This window comes from Thermococcus prieurii (assembly GCF_054657655.1).
In genome coordinates, this window is the sequence record NZ_BAAHYH010000001.1 from 1 (window position 1) to 16,646 (window position 16,646).

16 protein-coding genes and 1 rRNA gene are annotated in these 16,646 nt (G+C 57.2%); 11 read left to right on the top strand and 6 right to left on the bottom strand.

Annotated elements, in window-relative coordinates; all coding sequences use genetic code 11:
- From ACYQ04_RS00005 to ACYQ04_RS00015, 3 genes are all read left to right on the top strand, one after another.
- A 23S ribosomal RNA gene (locus ACYQ04_RS00005) occupies window positions 1-2,071 on the top strand; the annotation flags it as partial.
- A gap of 125 nt (window positions 2,072-2,196) precedes the next feature.
- On the top strand, window positions 2,197-2,673 hold the full coding sequence (locus ACYQ04_RS00010) for a magnesium-dependent phosphatase-1 (RefSeq protein ID WP_460127210.1): 477 nt from the start codon (window positions 2,197-2,199) through the stop codon (window positions 2,671-2,673).
- Between the two features lie 4 nt (window positions 2,674-2,677).
- Complete coding sequence (locus ACYQ04_RS00015) at window positions 2,678-3,244, top strand: DUF366 family protein (RefSeq protein WP_460126594.1); 567 nt, start codon at window positions 2,678-2,680, stop codon at window positions 3,242-3,244.
- Here the strand turns inward: ACYQ04_RS00015 and ACYQ04_RS00020 are convergent.
- Together ACYQ04_RS00020 and ACYQ04_RS00025 are read right to left on the bottom strand one after the other, a co-directional pair.
- Window positions 3,238-3,846, bottom strand: a complete 609-nt coding sequence (locus tag ACYQ04_RS00020; RefSeq protein ID WP_460127211.1) for a hypothetical protein — start codon at window positions 3,844-3,846, stop codon at window positions 3,238-3,240. The genes ACYQ04_RS00015 and ACYQ04_RS00020 overlap by 7 nt on opposite strands.
- A gap of 46 nt (window positions 3,847-3,892) precedes the next feature.
- Complete coding sequence (locus ACYQ04_RS00025) at window positions 3,893-4,762, bottom strand: PhoI (protein ID WP_460126596.1); 870 nt, start codon at window positions 4,760-4,762, stop codon at window positions 3,893-3,895.
- A 126-nt stretch (window positions 4,763-4,888) separates the two neighbouring features.
- Between ACYQ04_RS00025 and lysS the strand changes: the two genes are divergently transcribed.
- Window positions 4,889-6,466, top strand: a complete 1,578-nt coding sequence (gene lysS, locus ACYQ04_RS00030) for a lysine--tRNA ligase (protein ID WP_460127212.1) — start codon at window positions 4,889-4,891, stop codon at window positions 6,464-6,466.
- A 1-nt stretch (window position 6,467) separates the two neighbouring features.
- Here the strand turns inward: lysS and ACYQ04_RS00035 are convergent, their stop codons facing one another.
- Window positions 6,468-7,154 carry a class I SAM-dependent methyltransferase gene (locus ACYQ04_RS00035; RefSeq protein WP_460126598.1) on the bottom strand — a complete coding sequence of 229 codons (687 nt, stop codon included), beginning with the start codon at window positions 7,152-7,154 and terminating at the stop codon, window positions 6,468-6,470.
- A gap of 49 nt (window positions 7,155-7,203) precedes the next feature.
- Here ACYQ04_RS00035 and ACYQ04_RS00040 point away from each other — a divergent pair, with 49 nt between their 5' ends.
- The 3 genes from ACYQ04_RS00040 to ACYQ04_RS00050 are packed head-to-tail and all read left to right on the top strand — an operon-like array spanning window position 7,204 to window position 9,951.
- Window positions 7,204-8,163 (top strand): beta-ribofuranosylaminobenzene 5'-phosphate synthase family protein, encoded by a 960-nt coding sequence (locus ACYQ04_RS00040; protein WP_460126601.1) that lies wholly within the window; start codon window positions 7,204-7,206, stop codon window positions 8,161-8,163.
- The gene (locus ACYQ04_RS00045) at window positions 8,156-9,307 is read left to right on the top strand and encodes a DUF1464 family protein (RefSeq protein WP_460126603.1); all 1,152 of its coding nucleotides are present in this window, start codon (window positions 8,156-8,158) and stop codon (window positions 9,305-9,307) included. The genes ACYQ04_RS00040 and ACYQ04_RS00045 overlap by 8 nt, the downstream gene beginning before the upstream one ends.
- Before the next feature lie 59 nt (window positions 9,308-9,366).
- Window positions 9,367-9,951, top strand: a complete 585-nt coding sequence (locus ACYQ04_RS00050) for an indolepyruvate oxidoreductase subunit beta (protein ID WP_460127213.1) — start codon at window positions 9,367-9,369, stop codon at window positions 9,949-9,951.
- 25 nt (window positions 9,952-9,976) lie between these two features.
- Here ACYQ04_RS00050 and ACYQ04_RS00055 read toward each other — a convergent pair whose 3' ends face one another.
- A complete protein-coding gene (locus tag ACYQ04_RS00055; protein ID WP_460126605.1) occupies window positions 9,977-11,146 on the bottom strand; it encodes an MFS transporter in 1,170 nt (389 codons plus the stop codon).
- A gap of 83 nt (window positions 11,147-11,229) precedes the next feature.
- On the opposite strand from ACYQ04_RS00055, the gene ACYQ04_RS00060 reads away from it, so the two are divergent.
- Genes ACYQ04_RS00060 through lipS2 form a run of 4 tightly spaced genes read left to right on the top strand, consistent with a single transcriptional unit; the run spans window position 11,230 to window position 15,218 of the window.
- Complete coding sequence (locus ACYQ04_RS00060) at window positions 11,230-12,141, top strand: PhoU domain-containing protein (protein WP_460127214.1); 912 nt, start codon at window positions 11,230-11,232, stop codon at window positions 12,139-12,141.
- Window positions 12,142-12,200: 59 nt separating this feature from the next.
- Window positions 12,201-13,121, top strand: a complete 921-nt coding sequence (locus tag ACYQ04_RS00065) for an isoaspartyl peptidase/L-asparaginase family protein (protein WP_460127215.1) — start codon at window positions 12,201-12,203, stop codon at window positions 13,119-13,121.
- A gap of 8 nt (window positions 13,122-13,129) precedes the next feature.
- Window positions 13,130-14,290: an MFS transporter gene (locus ACYQ04_RS00070; RefSeq protein ID WP_460127216.1), complete on the top strand. Its 1,161-nt coding sequence runs from the start codon at window positions 13,130-13,132 to the stop codon at window positions 14,288-14,290.
- Window positions 14,280-15,218 (top strand): LipS2 family lipoyl synthase, encoded by a 939-nt coding sequence (gene lipS2, locus ACYQ04_RS00075; RefSeq protein ID WP_460126607.1) that lies wholly within the window; start codon window positions 14,280-14,282, stop codon window positions 15,216-15,218. Before ACYQ04_RS00070 ends, lipS2 begins: the two co-directional genes overlap by 11 nt.
- Here the strand turns inward: lipS2 and ACYQ04_RS00080 are convergent.
- Together ACYQ04_RS00080 and ACYQ04_RS00085 are read right to left on the bottom strand one after the other, a co-directional pair.
- Window positions 15,187-15,678 (bottom strand): tetratricopeptide repeat protein, encoded by a 492-nt coding sequence (locus tag ACYQ04_RS00080; protein ID WP_460126610.1) that lies wholly within the window; start codon window positions 15,676-15,678, stop codon window positions 15,187-15,189. The two genes, lipS2 and ACYQ04_RS00080, sit on opposite strands and share 32 nt — an antisense overlap.
- On the bottom strand, window positions 15,668-16,600 hold the full coding sequence (locus ACYQ04_RS00085) for an RIO1 family regulatory kinase/ATPase domain-containing protein (protein ID WP_460126612.1): 933 nt from the start codon (window positions 16,598-16,600) through the stop codon (window positions 15,668-15,670). The genes ACYQ04_RS00080 and ACYQ04_RS00085 overlap by 11 nt, the downstream gene beginning before the upstream one ends.
- Between the last annotated feature and the right edge of the window lie 46 nt (window positions 16,601-16,646).

The following is a 16,646-nucleotide window of genomic DNA, read 5'->3' on the forward strand; positions in this document are numbered from 1 at the left end:
TGCCGGAGGTAGGCGGTGGGGTAGAGCACTGATTGGGGGTTTAGGGGGAGAAATCCCCCGGCCCCCTGTCAAACTCCGAACCCACCGCCGCCGTAGATGGCCGGAGTAGGGGGGCGGTGTAAGCCGTCACCCGAGAGGGGAACAACCCAGACCGGGGTTAAGGCCCCAAAGTGCCGGCTAAGTGTTACTCCAAAGGGTGTCCCTGGCCTTAGACAGCGGGGAGGTAGGCTTAGAAGCAGCCATCCTTTAAAGAGTGCGTAACAGCTCACCCGTCGAGGTCAGGGGCCCCGAAAATGGACGGGGCTCAAGCCGGCCGCCGAGACCCCGGCGCACGGACCGATTGGTTCGTGATCGGGTAGGCGGGCGTGCCGATGGGGTGGAAGCCGGGCCGTAAGGTCCGGTGGACCCGTCGGTATTGCGGATCCTGCCGGGAGTAGCAGCATAGCCGGGTGAGAATCCCGGCCGCCGTAGGGGCCAGGGTTCCACGGCAATGTTCGTCAGCCGTGGGTTAGTCGGTCCTAACCCGACCCGTAACTCGGCGTCGGGGAAAGGGAAACGGGTTTATATTCCCGTACCGCGGTGGTAGGCGCGGCAACGCAAGCCCGGGGGGTGACGCCTCGGGGTAGGCGGACCGGCCCACAAGGCCGGCTAAGCGTATAAGTCCGGGGAGTGCCGTAATGGCGAGAACCGGATGAAAGCGCGAATGGCCTCCCGTAAGGGGGGTTCCGCCGATCCCTGGGGCCCGTGAAAAGCCCCTCGGAACGATCCACCGCGACCGTACCGAGAACCGACACTGGTGCCCCTGGGTGAGAAGCCTAAGGCGTGTCGGGGGAAACCCAGCCGAGGGAACTCGGCAAATTGGCCCCGTAACTTCGGGAGAAGGGGTGCCTGCGGGTGCGTAACCCGCAGGTCGCAGTGACTAGGGGGGCCCGACTGTTTAGTAAAAACACAGGTCCCAGCTAGCCCGAAAGGGTTTGTACTGGGGCCGACGCCTGCCCAGTGCCGGTATGTGAAGCCCGGGTACAACCGGGTGAAGCACCGGTAAACGGCGGGGGTAACTATAACCCTCTTAAGGTAGCGAAATTCCTTGTCGGTTAAATGCCGACCTGCATGAATGGCGTAACGAGGTCCCCACTGTCCCCGGCTGGGGCCCGGCGAAACCTCTGCCAGGCGCATATGCCTGGGACCCCCGGTGGGAAGCGAAGACCCCATGGAGCTTTACTGCAGCCTGCCGTTGCCGTACGGCGGGGGGTGCGCAGCGTAGGCGGGAGGCGTCGAAGCCCGCCCTCCGGGGCGGGTGGAGCCGTCCATGAGACACCGCCCACCCTCTGCCGTACGGCTAACCCCCGGAAGGGGGGACAGCGGTAGGTGGGCAGTTTGGCTGGGGCGGCACACCCTCGAAAAGGTATCGAGGGTGCCCTAAGGTCGGCTCAGGCGGGTCAGGAATCCGCCGTAGAGTGCAAGGGCAAAAGCCGGCCTGACTGGACCCGTAACAGAGGCGGGTCCAGCCGCGAAAGCGTGGCCTAGCGAACCCCTGTGCCTCCCCGGTGGGGGCCAGGGATGACAGAAAAGCTACCCTGGGGATAACAGAGTCGTCTCGGGCGAGAGCCCATATCGACCCCGAGGCTTGCTACCTCGCTGTCGGCTCTTCCCATCCTGGCCCTGCAGCAGGGGCCAAGGGTGGGGGTGTTCACCCATTAAAGGGGAACGTGAGCTGGGTTTAGACCGTCGTGAGACAGGTCGGATGCTATCTACCGGGGGTGCTGGCCGCCTGAGGGGAAGGCTCCCCCAGTACGAGAGGAACAGGGAGCCGCGGCCTCTGGTCTACCGGTTGTCCTACAGGGCATAGCCGGGCCAGCTACGCCGCGTCCGATAAGGCCTGAAAGCATCTAAGGCCGAAGCGGTCCCCGAAAATAGGCGGCCATTCCTGGGCGTTTGGGCCTGGGTGACCGGTCCGTTGCCCAGGACGAGGGCTCGGGAAGAAGACCCGTTTGATGGGGCGGGGATGTAAGCGGGAAGGGAAACCGACCCGTTCAGTCTGCCGCTCCCAACAGCCCGAGTGCCCCGGGCGGGGCGTCTGAGAGACCAGCTCGCCTATGCACGGCCCTCATCATGACTTAACTTAACTCGACTCTTCTGTAAGACTCAATCCGCAAAAATTAAAATTCTCTGTGATACCTTCTCCCGGTGATTCCGATGAGACTGCTCGTTCTTGATTTGGACGGCACTCTCTGGGACCACGAGGACGCTTCTGCTTTGGTTCCGCCTTACGAGTTTAGCGGTGATTGTTTAACAGATTCCCTCGGCCAAAAACTCTGCCTCTTTCCTGGTGTTCGCGAGTTCATCGAATGGGCGAGCGAAAGGTTCATTCTAAGCATTGCGAGCTGGAACATTGAGGAGAGGGTAAGGCCGATTCTCGAGGGTTTCAAGTTGTGGGACTACTTCATGTTTCCAAAAATCGAAGGCCATCCTGACAAGGGCGACATGATTCGAAGAACCATGGAGGAGCTTCGCTCCTTCGGCTACGATATTGACGACGTCATTTACATCGACGACCGAGATATTCACATCGATGGTGTCAAAATGGCAGTTCCCGGCGTTGATTTCATCCGCATGTGGAAAGACACTAAAAGTTTTGAGGAGCTTAAACAACTACTCCAAAAGCTGGGGTGATATCATGGAGTTGCTCATCGTGAAGGATAGGCGCATAGACTACGACGGCTCCGCGATAGGGAGCCACTGGGCCTACAGGAACTTCGGAATCCTCGGAAACTCGCTCGTCGTCTTCCGCGGAAGGTGCGACGTCAAGGTCGAGGAGATGATTGACATAGAGGACCTCCGCGCGAGCAAGGAAATCAGGAGCGACGACATGGTGCACTACATAATTGAGGTTTTCGATTTAGTCAACACGCTTTTCGCCTCAACGCTCCAGAAGCTCTTCATAGCTAAGCTCTGCGAGGTCCTAGCTGAATACGGCGTGAAGACCGAGAGAAAGGGCGACGACATCTACGTGAACGGGAGAAAGCTCAGCATCTCGATAGCAACCGTTTCCCCGGTAAGCGTCAAAATCCACATCGGGATAAACGTTGAGGCCAGGGGTATTCCAGAGGGCGTTGATGCAATAGGCCTCAGGGAAGTTGGCATCATCGACATCGAGGAGTTCATGGAGAGAACCGGAAGGGCACTCGTTGAGGAGTTCAAAAAGGTGAAGAAGGACAGCCTGAAGGTCAGGTGGGCTCAGTAGAGAATGAACAGCAAACTTCCCACCAGCGGAACGGCCAGGTTGTCGTCGAGCCAGGGCTGATACTCGGCGAGGGTCAGCAACCCTGCCCACATCATCTTTCTTATTGCGTCTCCATCGAGGAAAGCGAGTGCTATCGCAAGGGCGGTTATCAGATACGCCAGGCTTCCTGTCCAGTGCTTCTTGAGCTTCACGTTGAAGCCGTGCCTTCTGAAGTAGTAGTGCCTGACCACCCCGGTTACCCCATCACTGATGGCCATCGCTAGGAGGAGCGCCGTTGCGTACTCCTTTGGAAGAACCAATGGAACAACCGAGGCCGAGAACGCGAAGAAGACCTCTCCGTAGTTGTGCTCTATCTGGTACCAGGAGAACTCCCTCTTTTTAATGTGTGGCCACAGCTGGAACAGGCCGAAAACGAAAGCCGAAGCGCTGAAAACCTCCGCCGGAATCTTTCCGAAGTAGAACATCACTATGGCCGGGACGATGCTGAAGTGAATTATCTTTCTGTTTATCCACGTCCATTCGTCTCCAAGCCACTTGGTAAACGCTATGGCAATCCCTATTAACACCGCGGCAATTCCCGCGTAGGGCAACCACCCGAACATCAACATCCATTCCACCAAAAAATGAAGAAGGTTGGGGCTAATAACTTTATCCGAACGCCCTTCCAACGGTTTCAAGGGCGGTTATGAAGTCGGAAGCGTGAACCACGATGTACCAGTCGTCCGTTCTCGTCAGTTCTCCCCTTGACTTTCCAACCAGCTCGCCGTAGAGGCCCTGAATTCTGACCCTCGGCTCCGTTGTCGAGAGCTTGAGGGTAACCTCGACTGGCTTTCCGTTCTCCCAGACGATTCCGACCCTGAGGCCGGCCTTGGTTTCCTTCCTCTTCCTCAGGCCGAGCTTGAGGTAGCGGAGCCTCTCCTCCGGGACGCCGTTCTCTTCTGCCTTTTCCCTCAGGTACTCCTCCGCCAGGCTTAAGCCGTGGAGTCCGAGGGAGTATCCAAAAACCGGAATTCCGAGGTCCTTCCTAGTCCTCCCCTTGTAGACGTAGACCTCAATTCTGCCCCTCGAGCCCTTTGAGGCTGTGTAAAAGCCCCGGTTCTCTCCTTTAAACTCTTCCAGCTCTGAGAGGAGCGCGTCGTAAGCTGAGAAGGGCAGTGAGAAGCCCGCCCACGTTCCCCAGAGTCTTGGTGGAACTGAGAGAAAGCCGAGCTCCTCGAGGTGGTACTCCAGTGGCTTCGGCCTTATTACCAGGAAGCCCTTCTCTGTAACCTCGAACTCGATGAGGGCCCTCTCCCCGGGAATCACCGTGAACTTGTCTTTCATTTCAACATCTTTGGCCTTCAGCAGTCTTCCCCGTCTCAGCTTTCGCCCTTCCATTGAGCTTGAAACAACAGGAACGGGAGTTTTTCTCCCGGTTTCCTTGTCGTAGGGCACCTTAAAGCCGGCCTTGAGAAGCTCCTCCTGAAGCTCCAGCGACGCTGGAAAGAAGACGTTCATTCTCATTAGTTCGAACTCCATGGCGTTCACCTTTTACATTGTTTGGTAGTTTTTACTTTTTGCACTTATAAATGTTTCTCTTGGAAAGTTGTTCAACTGGAAGCTAACCTTAAAAGCCCTTTCGAGGAGCTAAGCGCGGTGGTGAGAATGGTTCACTGGGCTGACTACATGGCCGAAAAGATAATCCGCGAAAGGGGCGACAAGGAGGAGTACGTGGTCGAGAGCGGAATCACGCCGAGCGGTTACGTTCACATAGGTAATTTTAGAGAGTTCTTCACGGCCTACATAGTGGGCCACGCCCTGAGGGACAGGGGAAAGAAGGTCAGGCACATCCATATGTGGGACGACTACGACAGGTTTAGGAAGGTCCCCAAGAACGTCCCGCAGGAGTGGAAGGAGCACCTCACGAAGCCAGTCAGGGAAGTTCCCGACCCTTGGGGCTGTCACGACAGCTATGCCGAGCACTTCATGGAGAAGTTCGAGGAGGAAGTGAGAAAGCTCGGCATTGAGGTTGATTTCCTCTACGCGAGTGAGCTGTACAAGTCGGGTGAATACGCCGAGGAGATAAGGCTTGCCCTCGAAAAGCGCGACGAGATTAAGGCCGTTCTCGACAAGTACCGTGAGAGGGCCAAGCAACCACCCCTTGAGGACGACTGGCAACCGGTTATGGTCTACTGCCCGAAGTGCAGGCGCGAGGCTAAGTTCGTCTCGTGGGACGGCGGATGGAAGGTTAAATACCGCTGTGAGCACTGCGGTAGCGAGGGCGAGACAGACATAAGGGAGGGCAACGTGAAGCTCCGCTGGCGCGTCGACTGGCCGATGCGCTGGGCTCACTTCAGGGTGGACTTCGAGCCCGCCGGGAAAGACCACCTCGCCGCCGGAAGCTCCTACGACACAGGGAAGGAGATTTCCGAGAAGGTCTTCGGCTGGAAGGCGCCGATGACGCTCATGTACGAGTTCGTCGGAATCAAGGGGCAGAAGGGCAAGATGAGTGGCTCAAAGGGCAACGTTATCCTGCTTTCAGACCTCTACGAGGTCCTCGAACCGGGAATAATCCGCTTCATCTACGCCAAGGCAAGGCCCAACAAGGAACTCAAGATAGACCTCGGCCTCGGCCTGCTCAACCTCTACGACGAGTTTGACAAGGTCGAGAGGATTTACTTCGGCCTTGAGCACGCAAAGAACCCCGAGGAGGAAGAGGAACTCAAGAGAACCTACGAGCTCTCGATGCCGAAGGTTCCGGAGAGGCTTATCGCTCAGGCGCCCTTCCGCTTCCTCGTCACCCTCGTCCAGATGCCCCACCTCGACGAGGAGGGAATAATCAGGGTTCTCCAGGAGCAGGGCCACGTTCCTGAAAAACTCGATGAAGAAGACCTTGAGAGGATAAGGCTCCGCATCAGGCTCGCCAGGAACTGGGTGGAGAAGTACGCCCCTGAGAACGTCAAGTTCAGCCTTCTCGAAAAGCTCCCCGAGCTCGAACTCAAGCCCGAAATTAGAGAAGCGATGAGAGAGCTGGCGGACTGGATTGAGGCCAATACCTTCACCGTGGATGAGCTCAACAACGCAATCTTCGACGTTGCCAAGAAGCGCGGAATCCCGAGCAAGGAGTGGTTCAAAGCACTCTACAACCTCTTCATCGGGAAGGACCGCGGGCCGAGGCTGGCCCCGTTCTTGGCCTCGCTCGACAAGGAGTTCGTGGTCAAAAGGCTCCGCTTGGAGGCCTAATTCATTTTTTCGGCAGGTATACCTGGAAGTAGGTGTGCTCGTTTATCTTTTCTTCCCCGACCTTCCTGAAGTAGAGCTTCGCGAGCAGTTCCACCGCCGTCTTTCCCCAGACGTTGAAGCGAACTCTGAAGGACTTCTCCTCGCTCTGGAACTCTATCAGGACGGTTTTCTCGTCCTTGTCTGGCAAGACCTTGCTAATCCAGTATTCAGCGCCGATTACCTGTCCGTTCATGAGAACCGGAAGGAGCGCCCTCAGGTCGGTGAACTGGAGGATTAGCTTTCCTCCCGGCTTCAGAACCCTCGCCATCTCGCGGAACGCCTTTCCGAGGTCGAGGGGTTCGAAGTGGACGAGGTTGTCGATGAAGAGGACGTAGTCAAAGGTGTTATCTTCGAATGGCAACTCCCTCGCATCTGCCTTGATGAACTCCACCTTCGAGCCCTTCTCTCTGGCAAAACCCCTTGCGAGGGAGAGCATGTAGTCGCTGTTGTCAACGCCAACGACGGTGAAGCCCAAATCCTCAAGCAGGAACGAGAAGCCCCCCGCCCCACAGCCGAGGTCGAGAACTTTCCCCTTTTCCTTCATTAACTTCATCAGGAGCGGTTCAAGGTTCTCAATCCTCTTCCTGTACTCGTCGGAATAGATGTCGCTGTAGGCTTTGAAGGCCGAGTAGTACTCCTTGAACGTCATGTTTTTGAGTCCTCACGAGTCCTTAAATAGGTATCCGAAGTTTCCGGTGATGGACATGGTGGTGAGGATTAGCGCGCCGGCTCATCTGCACACTGGAAACCCCGACCTGAGCGGGGACATGGGACGGCTCTACGGAACGGTTGGTTTCGCCATAGAAAAGCCACGCCTCGAAATAGAGGTCAGAGAAGCTGAAAAAGACCGCTCCAACGACGAAGATGCGTTGAAGTTCTTGACGAGGCTCCGCGAGCGCTACGACTTCCCGCCCGTTGAGGTTACCGTGAGGAGCTACATCCCGAAGTGGGTTGGAATCGGCTTCCACACCACCCTCGCCCTGAGCACAGGAATGGCCGTGAGTAAGCTCTATGGCCTTAACCTCTCGCTTGAGGAAGTGGCGTTGGCTGTAAGACGCGGTCTCATAACTGCCCTCGGCTTCTACGCCCTCAAGGTTGGCGGTTTCATCTACGAGGGCGGCTTCCCTGTGGACAAGCGTGAGAAGGTCGTTCCCCCGCTGATTTTTCGGGGTGACTTTCCTGACGATTGGCTCTTCGTCGTGGCAATCCCGGAGACCCCGAGGAAGGCCCTCGCCGAAATCAGGAAGCGCGAGGACGAGATACTCGGAAACCTCAAGAAGATGCCGCCGGAGCTGGCCGACAGGCTGTCGAGGATAGTGCTCATGAAAATCCTGCCAGCGTTCGTCGAGCGGGACATAAAAACCTTTGGGGAGGGCCTCTACCAGTTCAACCATCTCCTCGGGGAGTTCTGGAGCGACTACCAGGAGAACGTTTACTGTTGCGACATCGTGAACGAGGGAATAAGGCTGATGCTGAAGGAAGCCTACTGCGCCTGTCAGACGAGCTGGGGGCCGACCTTCTACGGCCTAGTCAAAGGCCAGGCTCAAGCGGAAAGGCTAAAATCCATCGTGGAGAATTTCCTCCGCGAGAATGGCGACGGCGGAGAGGTCTTCGTTACGGGCGTTGACAACAGGGGGATGGTGGTGGAGCGTGGTTAAGGCAGTTGGTATAGACTCCGGGACGAAGAGCATGGATTTGTTCGGCTTCGACGACGAGACCGGGGAGGTAATAGTCGACGTCTCTGTGGACAGGAACAGGGTAACCGAGAACCCGGCCGTAATCGTTGAACTCCTTCGTGAAGTTCAGGAGGAGCACGGGAAGATTGACGCCATCGTCGGTCCCTGCGGCTACGGGATACCCCTCAAACCCGCGAGGGAAGCCACCGATGCTGAGATAGCTTTAGCCACGTTCATAACCGAGGCCGACGTTAAGAGGAGGCTCAAGATAGTCGGTTTGAGGGAGCTCATGCTCCTCCTCAGGGAGGCAAATGACCTCAACGTCTACTTCACCCCCGGCGTCATACACCTCCCGACGGTTCCCGAGTGGAGGAAGGCCAACAGGATAGACCTCGGAACTGCCGACAAGGTCTTCACCGTTGCCCTCGCGATGGTGAGGGAAGCCGAGAGAAAGGGAATCCCCTACTCTGAGACGAACCTCATAGCGGTTGAGGTCGGCTTCGCCTACACCTCCGCGATGGCCGTCAAGAACGGCCAAATCATTGACGCCATGGCCGGAACGGCCGGCTTCCCCGGCTACCTCGGGATGGGCTTCATGGACGGCGAATTGGCGTATGCGTTGGCTAATGCCCTCGACGACTTCGGAAAGCTCGTTCTCTTCCAAGGCGGTGCGTCCTACGTTGCCGGGATAGACCCGTTCTCGGTTTCGCCCGAGGAGTTCGTAAAGCTCGCGAAGGAGGACGAGAGGGTCGGAAAGGGCTACAGCGCGATGATAGAGGCCATCGTCAAGGACGTCTTCTCACTGCTTCCCTCTGTTAAACCCGAGAGCATCTACATCAGCGGTCGCTTCTCGCGGATTCCGGAGTTCTTCAGCGACGTCAAGGACGCCCTTGAGGATACCTTCGGGCGCTACGGCTTCTCGGTCGAGGTTCTCAAGCTCCAGAGCAGGGCGAAGGCCAAGGAAGCGGCCGAGGGGAGCGCGATAATAGCCAACGGCATAGCCGGTGGAATCTACAAAGAACTCGTTGAGAGCCTCAGGCTGAGGGAGAGCGGTGGCTCAATCTTTGACTGGGTAAACATTAAAGGCCGTGAAAAGCTCAGAATTTTCGAGGAGCTAATCCTCTGAGCGAATTTTTTTGAGCTTAGCTTTTTATTCTCCCCCTCCAACTCCCCAAGGTGGTGCTCATGGAGTTCAACCTCATCATTACCGGAGTCGGCGGTCAAGGCGGTCTTACCCTTTCGAGGATAATTGGCAACGCGGCCATGGTCGAGGGCTACAACGTCCGCATCGGCGAGACCCTCGGAATGAGCCAGCGCTACGGTAGCGTGCTCAGCTACCTCCGCTTTGGAGAGGAAGTTTATTCGCCCCTCATCGAGGAGGGCAAAGCCAACCTCATGCTCGCCCTTGAGCCTGCCGAGGCCCTAAGGAACGCGCGCTTCCTCGGAAAGGACAGCGTTGCCATAGTGAACGCCTATCCCATCCACACGGCGACGACCCTCGTCGGGAAGGAGCGCTACCCGGAGCTTGACGAGATAGAAAAAGCCATCGGAAGAATCTGCCCGGTCCACATGATGAACTTCCAGCGCGAGGCAGACAGGATAAACCCGAGAACTTTGGGCGTCCTGATGCTCGGCTACGCCTACGGAAAGGGCCTGATACCGCTCAAGCGCGAGAGCCTTCTTGAGGGAATAAGGCTGACCCTCCGCGAGAAGCTCTGGGAGATGAACTTCAGGGCCTTTGAGCGCGGTGAGGAACTCGCGAAGGCCTAATCTTTGTTTTTCCCGTCCGGTTTTCTCATTCTTCGTTGTGCTTTATGAAGAAGGCGTAGAACAATCCGGTCGCAGTGGCGTAGAGGAGTGCGGTGGCGTAGAAAGGATAGGCCAATGAAACCGCGAAGAGGGTCCCGCCGATGGAGTTGCCCACTCCTCGCATGAAGGTCGAGAAGGCCTGCTGTATCCCGTTGGCCGTTGCCTTCTCCTCGGTTTTGAAGAAGCCCATCATGAATGAGCTGTATATCGGCCAGATGATGTTCATCAGTATCGCCCTGAGGACGTAAACCGCTCCCGCGAGCGCAAAGGTCTCTATCGAGGGGAATATTGCGAAGAGAAACGTTGCCGTCCCCTGGAAGGACGTTATGACCTTCACGGGGCCCCATTTTCTCACGAGTTCCGGCAGGCCAAAGGAGCCGAGGCCCATCGCCAGTTGCTGGAAGAAGAAAATCCAGCTTATCGCTTGCAACGTTTCCCCAAACTTGAGCTTGAAGTAGATGCTCATGAATGGTATCGTTATCCCCGCGCCGAGGCCTATGAGCGCGCTCGGGAGCGAGAACTTGAGGATTTTGAGAACCAGGCTTTTCTCCCACTTTATCCTCTTCTCCCTGACCTCAACGTCCCTCACGAGGAGCAACGCCGGAACGACGAAAACGAACTGGAGTATCGAGAGTGAAAATGTTATCCTGTAGGCGGTTTCCTCCGCCAGCGACAGCCCCATGAGGTAGCCCGGCAGAAAGCCCGCCAAGAGAACGCCGAGGGAGTTGAAGAGCGTTCCCAGTCCAAAGCTCTTGGAAAACGCCTCGTGTCTCCTTTCATCCGGAACGAGCTCGCTCAGGTAGGCGTTGTAGTTTGGCTGTCTCAGCCCCATGTTGATTCCCACCAGGACGAAGCCGAGGAAGAGGACCGTTGCGTTCAAAGCGAGCACCTGGAGGAGCCTTCCGATGAGCCCTATGAGCGCGCTCAGGAGCAGGGTCTTTCGATAGCCGAGGCGGAGCGAAAGGTAGCCCGCCAGGAGAAAGAAGAGGCCACCGACTATCGTCTGGGCCGAGAAGAATGCCCCCATCGCCTTCATGTCGTAACCGAGGGCCTTGAGGTAGAAGGGCATTATGAAGAACGAGAACCAGAGGAACGTCTGGCCCAGTGCGTTGGCGCCTATGAGTATCTTCGCGTCCCTGCCGTACTCCGAGAGCATGATGAAACGTCCCTCATAGCGTTTATAAGTCTATCGAAGTGAAGCCTTTAACCACTACCACTATATAGCGTTCGGTGCGGGCTATGGAGTTCAGAAAGATACAGTTTACAGGGCGGAGCTCATACATAATTTCCCTCCCAAAGAAGTGGGTCAAGGAGCACAACCTCAAGCAGGGCGATACTATACCGCTGACTATAAACCCCGACGGCAGTATAACCATCTTCCCCAGCGAGCCGAGGGACGTCAGCGAGAAGAAGATACTGCGACTCTCCAAGGAGTTCTCGCCGGACATGGCCATAAGGCTCGTGATTTCCGCCTACATTCAGGGCTACGACGTCCTTGAGATTCACTTCACCGAGGAGATGCCGATTTACAAGGTCAAGATAAGGAAGGTCCTCCAGAGCCTCCCGGGCGTTGAGATAATCCTCGACGAGCCCAGCAGGATAGTGGCAAAGAGCCTCCTCGACGAGGACGAGGTGAACCTCGTTGAGCTCCTCAGGCGGATTCGCTCCCTCGTGGTCTCAATGCTCGGCGACCTCGAACTGCTCATCCAGGGTGAGGACGGCGAGATAAGGCGCGACATAAACGACCTCGAAAACGAGCTCGACAGGTTCTACTTTCTGATAATCCGAACCGTTAACAGGCTCCTCAGCAAGCACACGGTTACCGAGGAGAGCGGAATCGTCAAGAGGACTTTTGACCTCATGGGAATCCTCTTCATAGCGAGGGAAATCGAGAGGATAGGCGACCACATCATCAGGATAGCCGAGAACCCCGGCGAGGTTGACGTGCCCTACCTGAGGGAGAAGTTCGAGGCAATGGTGGCCCAGATAGAGAAGCGCGACCTCAAGGCGATAGACAAGCTCATGCTCGAACTCCGCGCCACGATTAAGGCCACCGACTACAGGCAGTCAATAGCCAAGGAGAGCTTCCGGAGAATCCTTGAGTACATCGAGAACATCGGCGAGACGATAATCAACATGGCCCTCAGCTGATTTCTCTTCGTTTCCACAACCCTTTTAACCCTTCGAGGGAACTTTTTTCGGTGGTTTTCATGGCCGCGATAATAGTTCACGGGGGAGCGGGCACGATACGGAAGGAGGAGAGGATTCCAAAGGTCATCGAGGGCGTTAGGGAGGCTGTTTTAGCGGGCTGGCGCGAGCTGAAGAGGGGTTCCGCTCTCGATGCAGTTGAAGAGGCCGTTAAAGCTCTTGAGGACAATCCGATTTTCAACGCTGGAACCGGGAGCGTTTTAACCCTCGACGGCAGGGTCGAGATGGATGCCGCCATAATGCGCGGGAAGACCCTTGAAGCGGGAGCCGTTGCCGGAATCTGGGGTGTTAAGAACCCGATAAGCGTCGCGAGGAAGGTCATGGAGAAGACCGACCACGTTCTTTTAATCGGCGAGGGTGCCGTGAAGTTCGCTCGCCTTCTCGGCTTCGAGGAGTACGACCCGGTAACGGAGGAGAGGCTCAAGCAGTGGGAAGAGCTGAGGAAGAAGCTCATTGAAAAGGGCGAGACGAGGCACTGGAAGAAGCTCAACGAGCTCATCAAGGAGTACCCCGAGGTTCTAAGGAGCACCGTTGGAGCGGTTGCCTTCGACGGCGAGGAGGTCGTTGCCGGAACGTCAACCGGTGGGGTCTTCCTCAAGATGTTCGGTCGCGTTGGCGACACGCCCATAATCGGCGGCGGGACCTACGCCAACGAGGTCGCTGGAGCTTCCTGCACCGGCCTCGGCGAGGTTGCGATAAAGCTCGCTCTGGCGAAGAGCGCTACCGATTTGGTTAGGCTCGGTCTCGACGCCCAGTCGGCGAGCGACGCCGCGATAAGCCTCGCCACGAAGTACTTTGGCGAAGACACCATGGGCATCATCATGGTTGATGCGAAGGGCAACGTGGGCTTCGCCAAGAACACCAAGCACATGAGCTACGCCTTCATGAGGGACGGCATGGAGAAACCGGAGGCTGGTGTTTAGTGGCCTCGATGAGGAACGTCTGGCTCCTCAACATCTCGACCTTCTTTTTCTTCCTTGGGATAAGCGTCGTAACGCCAGTAGTTTCCCCGTTCCTCGTGAGCCTCCACGCCGAGCCCTTTCTCGTCGGCCTCGTTGCAGGCGTCACTTCTTTCCTATCCCTCGTCTCCAAGCCGATAGGCGGTGCCGTCGGCGACAGAGGTTATCGCTTTCACGCCCTCGTCGGCGGAAATTTACTCGGCCTCCTCGCTGGAATCCTCTATGTGGTCTCAGCGGTAAGCGCCAACGTTTACCTCTTCGCCTTCGCAAGGGCCATTCACGGCTTCTCGATGGGCCTCTTCTTTCCCTCGAGCCTCTCAACGGCCGTTGATTTAGCTCCTGAAGGGAGGGTTGGCGAGACCCTCGGCTGGCGTGGCATGATGTTCTCCCTCGGCAACATAATCGGGCCGGCCATAGGTGGCTACGCCTCCGACGTGATGGGCTTCGCCGGTGCGTTCGCTCTAACGGCAATCTTCTCTGGAGTTGGGGCACTCTTCGCGCTCATAGCTTGGCGCGAGGCCGGTGAAATCGTCAAGCCGAGGGAGCACGAGAGGGCCAGCTACCGCGAGCTGTTGAGGGTAACCTTCGTCTCGGCATCGCTGACGCTCTTCCTCTTCTCGATGAGCTACGCGGGGGTTACCACCTATCTACCGGCTCTCTACAAGTCCCTCTCCCTTCCCCAGAGCATCTTCGGCTACTACATGATGGTCATCGGCCTTTTCTCCTTCATGACGCGCGTTGTTGGCGGTAAAAGCGCCGACAGACGGGGGCCCCTTCCCGTGATAACCCTCGGTCTTACATTACTCCTCCTCGGCTACGTCCTGCTCAACCTCTACACCCTCCCGCCCCGCTCCTACGTCAGCGCCGCCCTAATCGGGGCCGGCTTCGGCTTAGCGGTTCCGGCGATGCAGTTGATGGCCCTCGGCAACCTTCCGAAGAGAATCAGGACGATGGGCTCGGGAATCTACACGATGTTCTTCGACCTCGGAACGCTCGCCGGTCAGGTCAGCCTCGGCTACGTCGCCCAGCTCTACGGTTACGCCGACGTCTTCCCGCTCCTCCCGCTCATCCTGGGGGTCGGGTTTATAACCCTCTACGCGCCCGTCATCTGGGGGAAGGTCAATGCTCGTTAGGGTCTCCTACGGAACGGCGATAGCGATGGGCCTAATCAGGGCGAAGCTCCTGGCCAAGCCGACGACCGCGTATCTGATGACCTACTGGCCCGGCAAGTGCGCCAACGACTGCGCCTTCTGCGCTCAGGCGCGCTCCAGCAGGGCAAACCTCGACAGGCTCTCCCGCGTCACCTGGCCGGCCTTCGGGCTCGAAAAGGTCGTTCAAGCTCTTCCCAACGGCCGTTTCGGAAGGATATGCCTTCAGACGATAGACTATCCCGGGATGCTCGACGACGTTCTGGCACTTCTGAGGGCGTTCAAGCCCCTCGGCTTGCCGGTCTCGGTCTCGATAACGCCCGTTTCGAGGGAAACGCTTGAGGAGTTTAAGGAACTCGGCGTTGACTACGTTGGAGTTGGCCTCGACGTTGCGAGCGAGAGACTCTTCCGCGAGATAAAGCCCGACTTCGACTGGGACGAGATGTGGGACTTTGCGGAGAGGGTAGTTGACGTTCTCGGCCCGGGAAAAGCTTTAATCCACGTCATAGTCGGGCTCGGCGAAACCGACAGGGAGCTGGTAGAGGTCTTCAAGAGGGCTTACGCGATTGGTGCTGATGTTTCACTCTTCGCATTCACCCCCCTGAAGGGAACGGGGCTTGAGAACCTCGAACCGCCGAGCATCGAGCGCTACCGGAAGGTCCAGCTGGCGAGGTGGCTAATCGAGCATGGCCTGGACGACAGGATAATCTTCGACGGGGACTCGATAGAGGGCTTTGATTTAGCTGACATCGAGGTTCCGCCGGCGGTTTTCGCAACGCACGGCTGTCCCGCCTGCAACAGACCCTACTACAACGAGAGACCAAAGAAAGAGCCCTACAACTTCCCGTTTCCGCCGGAAAAAGAGTACGTAAGGGAGTTCCTCACTCGATTAGGCTCTCGAAGACCTCGTTGAACTCAGGCAGGATGAACTTCTCCCTCACCCTTTCTCCCCTCGCGAGCTTCACGAGGGCGAGCGTAAAGCGGTGTAGCTCCTCGTCCTCCTCGATGAGCCTGAGCGTCGCGTCCATGTTCTCCGCCAGCTCAGCCAGGCGGTTCTCCTTCTTGATTATCGCGAGTATGTCTCCTAACCTCTTCACACCGAGCCTGTAGTGGTCCTCACTCGGTGCCCTCAGGATGGCCCTCAGGGCGCACTTGACCGCTCCCCGGTAGTTGTCCTCCTGGAGGAATATGTCGGCCAGGCGGAAGCAGGCCTCGAAGTAGAACTCCGGCTCAACGTCGAGGCTCTCGTGGAGTATCTCGTCGAGCTTTCTCTTCGCGGTTTCGAGGTCCTTCCTGTTCTCGGCCTCGATTGCCTCGCGGAAGAGCTTAAGGATTCTCTCGCGCCTGTTAAGGGGCTCGTACTTAATCACCATACCCCTCCCCCCTGCTCTCGTGCCAGGCCCTCTCAAAGGCCGGCCAGATTTCATCAAAGCTCCTCTCAACCCGCCACCTCCGCTTGAAGGCGTTGATTATGACCGTTAAATCCCTCTTCAACAGCTCGTAGCTCTCCGGGTGGGCGGTGGTCAGGTGCTGGGCCCAGTCTATTATCAAGATGTCGTCGCCCGTTAAAACGACGTTGAACTCACTTAAATCCGAGTGGACTATACCGAAGCGCACTATCTTGAGGTACTCCTCGAGGATTTTGTCAAGGACTTCCGTTGCTTCCTCCCTCGTCAGCTCATCGTCCCTCAGCTCCGCCAGCTCGGTTCCCTCAACGAACTCCATGACGAGGACGTGCCTGTTCCAGGCTATCGGCTTAGGAACCCTCGCAATCGGGCTGAGCAGGACCAGAGCGTCGTATTCCTTCTTCGCGATGAGCCTTGAGACGTAGAGCCAGCTCGTGTGGTGCTTATCGGCGAAGACGTGGGAGTGATAACCTGCCCTCCGCGAAGCCGTTCTGCCCCCTATCCTGTTGAACTTAACGGCAACTTTCTCTCCGGCTGGCGTTATTCCGACGTAAACGTCCGCGTCCTTTCCAACGCCAATCTGCGTCGTGCTTATCGCCTCTACGACGCCTTTCCTCGCGAGGGCCCTTATGGCCAAAACGTCGTAGCCGTGTATCGTGAGCTGGTAGCCGATGTAGCCTATGTCGCTCCTCCGCCTGACGAGGGACATGTCGTCGAGTTTGCCGAGCCTGAACGATGCAGTCTCAACGTCCACCCTTGCGAAGCGCGCTATGTCCTCTAACGGCACCCACTTGTGGTGCCTCATGTTGAGCTCTACTCCCCTGAGGATTCTGAAGTCCAGGTCCCTGAGTGAAGGATAAGCTTCGAGCGCCAACAGCTTGCTGACCATTCGCTCTCTCCTCCCCCGTTACTACCGCTTGGATTCTTATAAACTT

Excerpts from the sequence above, each read along its gene's own strand:
- ACYQ04_RS00015 (WP_460126594.1), top strand. The coding sequence starts at position 2,678 with ATGGAGTTGCTCATCGTGAAGGATAGGCGCATAGACTACGACGGCTCC.
- ACYQ04_RS00065 (WP_460127215.1), top strand. The coding sequence starts at position 12,201 with ATGGCCGCGATAATAGTTCACGGGGGAGCGGGCACGATACGGAAGGAG.
- ACYQ04_RS00025 (WP_460126596.1), bottom strand. The coding sequence starts at position 4,762 with ATGGAGTTCGAACTAATGAGAATGAACGTCTTCTTTCCAGCGTCGCTG.
- ACYQ04_RS00050 (WP_460127213.1), top strand. The coding sequence starts at position 9,367 with ATGGAGTTCAACCTCATCATTACCGGAGTCGGCGGTCAAGGCGGTCTT.
- lipS2 (WP_460126607.1), top strand. The coding sequence starts at position 14,280 with ATGCTCGTTAGGGTCTCCTACGGAACGGCGATAGCGATGGGCCTAATC.
- ACYQ04_RS00040 (WP_460126601.1), top strand. The coding sequence starts at position 7,204 with ATGGACATGGTGGTGAGGATTAGCGCGCCGGCTCATCTGCACACTGGA.
- ACYQ04_RS00085 (WP_460126612.1), bottom strand. The coding sequence starts at position 16,600 with ATGGTCAGCAAGCTGTTGGCGCTCGAAGCTTATCCTTCACTCAGGGAC.
- ACYQ04_RS00035 (WP_460126598.1), bottom strand. The coding sequence starts at position 7,154 with ATGACGTTCAAGGAGTACTACTCGGCCTTCAAAGCCTACAGCGACATC.
- lysS (WP_460127212.1), top strand. The coding sequence starts at position 4,889 with ATGGTTCACTGGGCTGACTACATGGCCGAAAAGATAATCCGCGAAAGG.
- ACYQ04_RS00080 (WP_460126610.1), bottom strand. The coding sequence starts at position 15,678 with ATGGTGATTAAGTACGAGCCCCTTAACAGGCGCGAGAGAATCCTTAAG.
- ACYQ04_RS00070 (WP_460127216.1), top strand. The coding sequence starts at position 13,130 with ATGAGGAACGTCTGGCTCCTCAACATCTCGACCTTCTTTTTCTTCCTT.
- ACYQ04_RS00010 (WP_460127210.1), top strand. The coding sequence starts at position 2,197 with ATGAGACTGCTCGTTCTTGATTTGGACGGCACTCTCTGGGACCACGAG.
- ACYQ04_RS00055 (WP_460126605.1), bottom strand. The coding sequence starts at position 11,146 with ATGCTCTCGGAGTACGGCAGGGACGCGAAGATACTCATAGGCGCCAAC.
- ACYQ04_RS00020 (WP_460127211.1), bottom strand. The coding sequence starts at position 3,846 with ATGTTCGGGTGGTTGCCCTACGCGGGAATTGCCGCGGTGTTAATAGGG.
- ACYQ04_RS00060 (WP_460127214.1), top strand. The coding sequence starts at position 11,230 with ATGGAGTTCAGAAAGATACAGTTTACAGGGCGGAGCTCATACATAATT.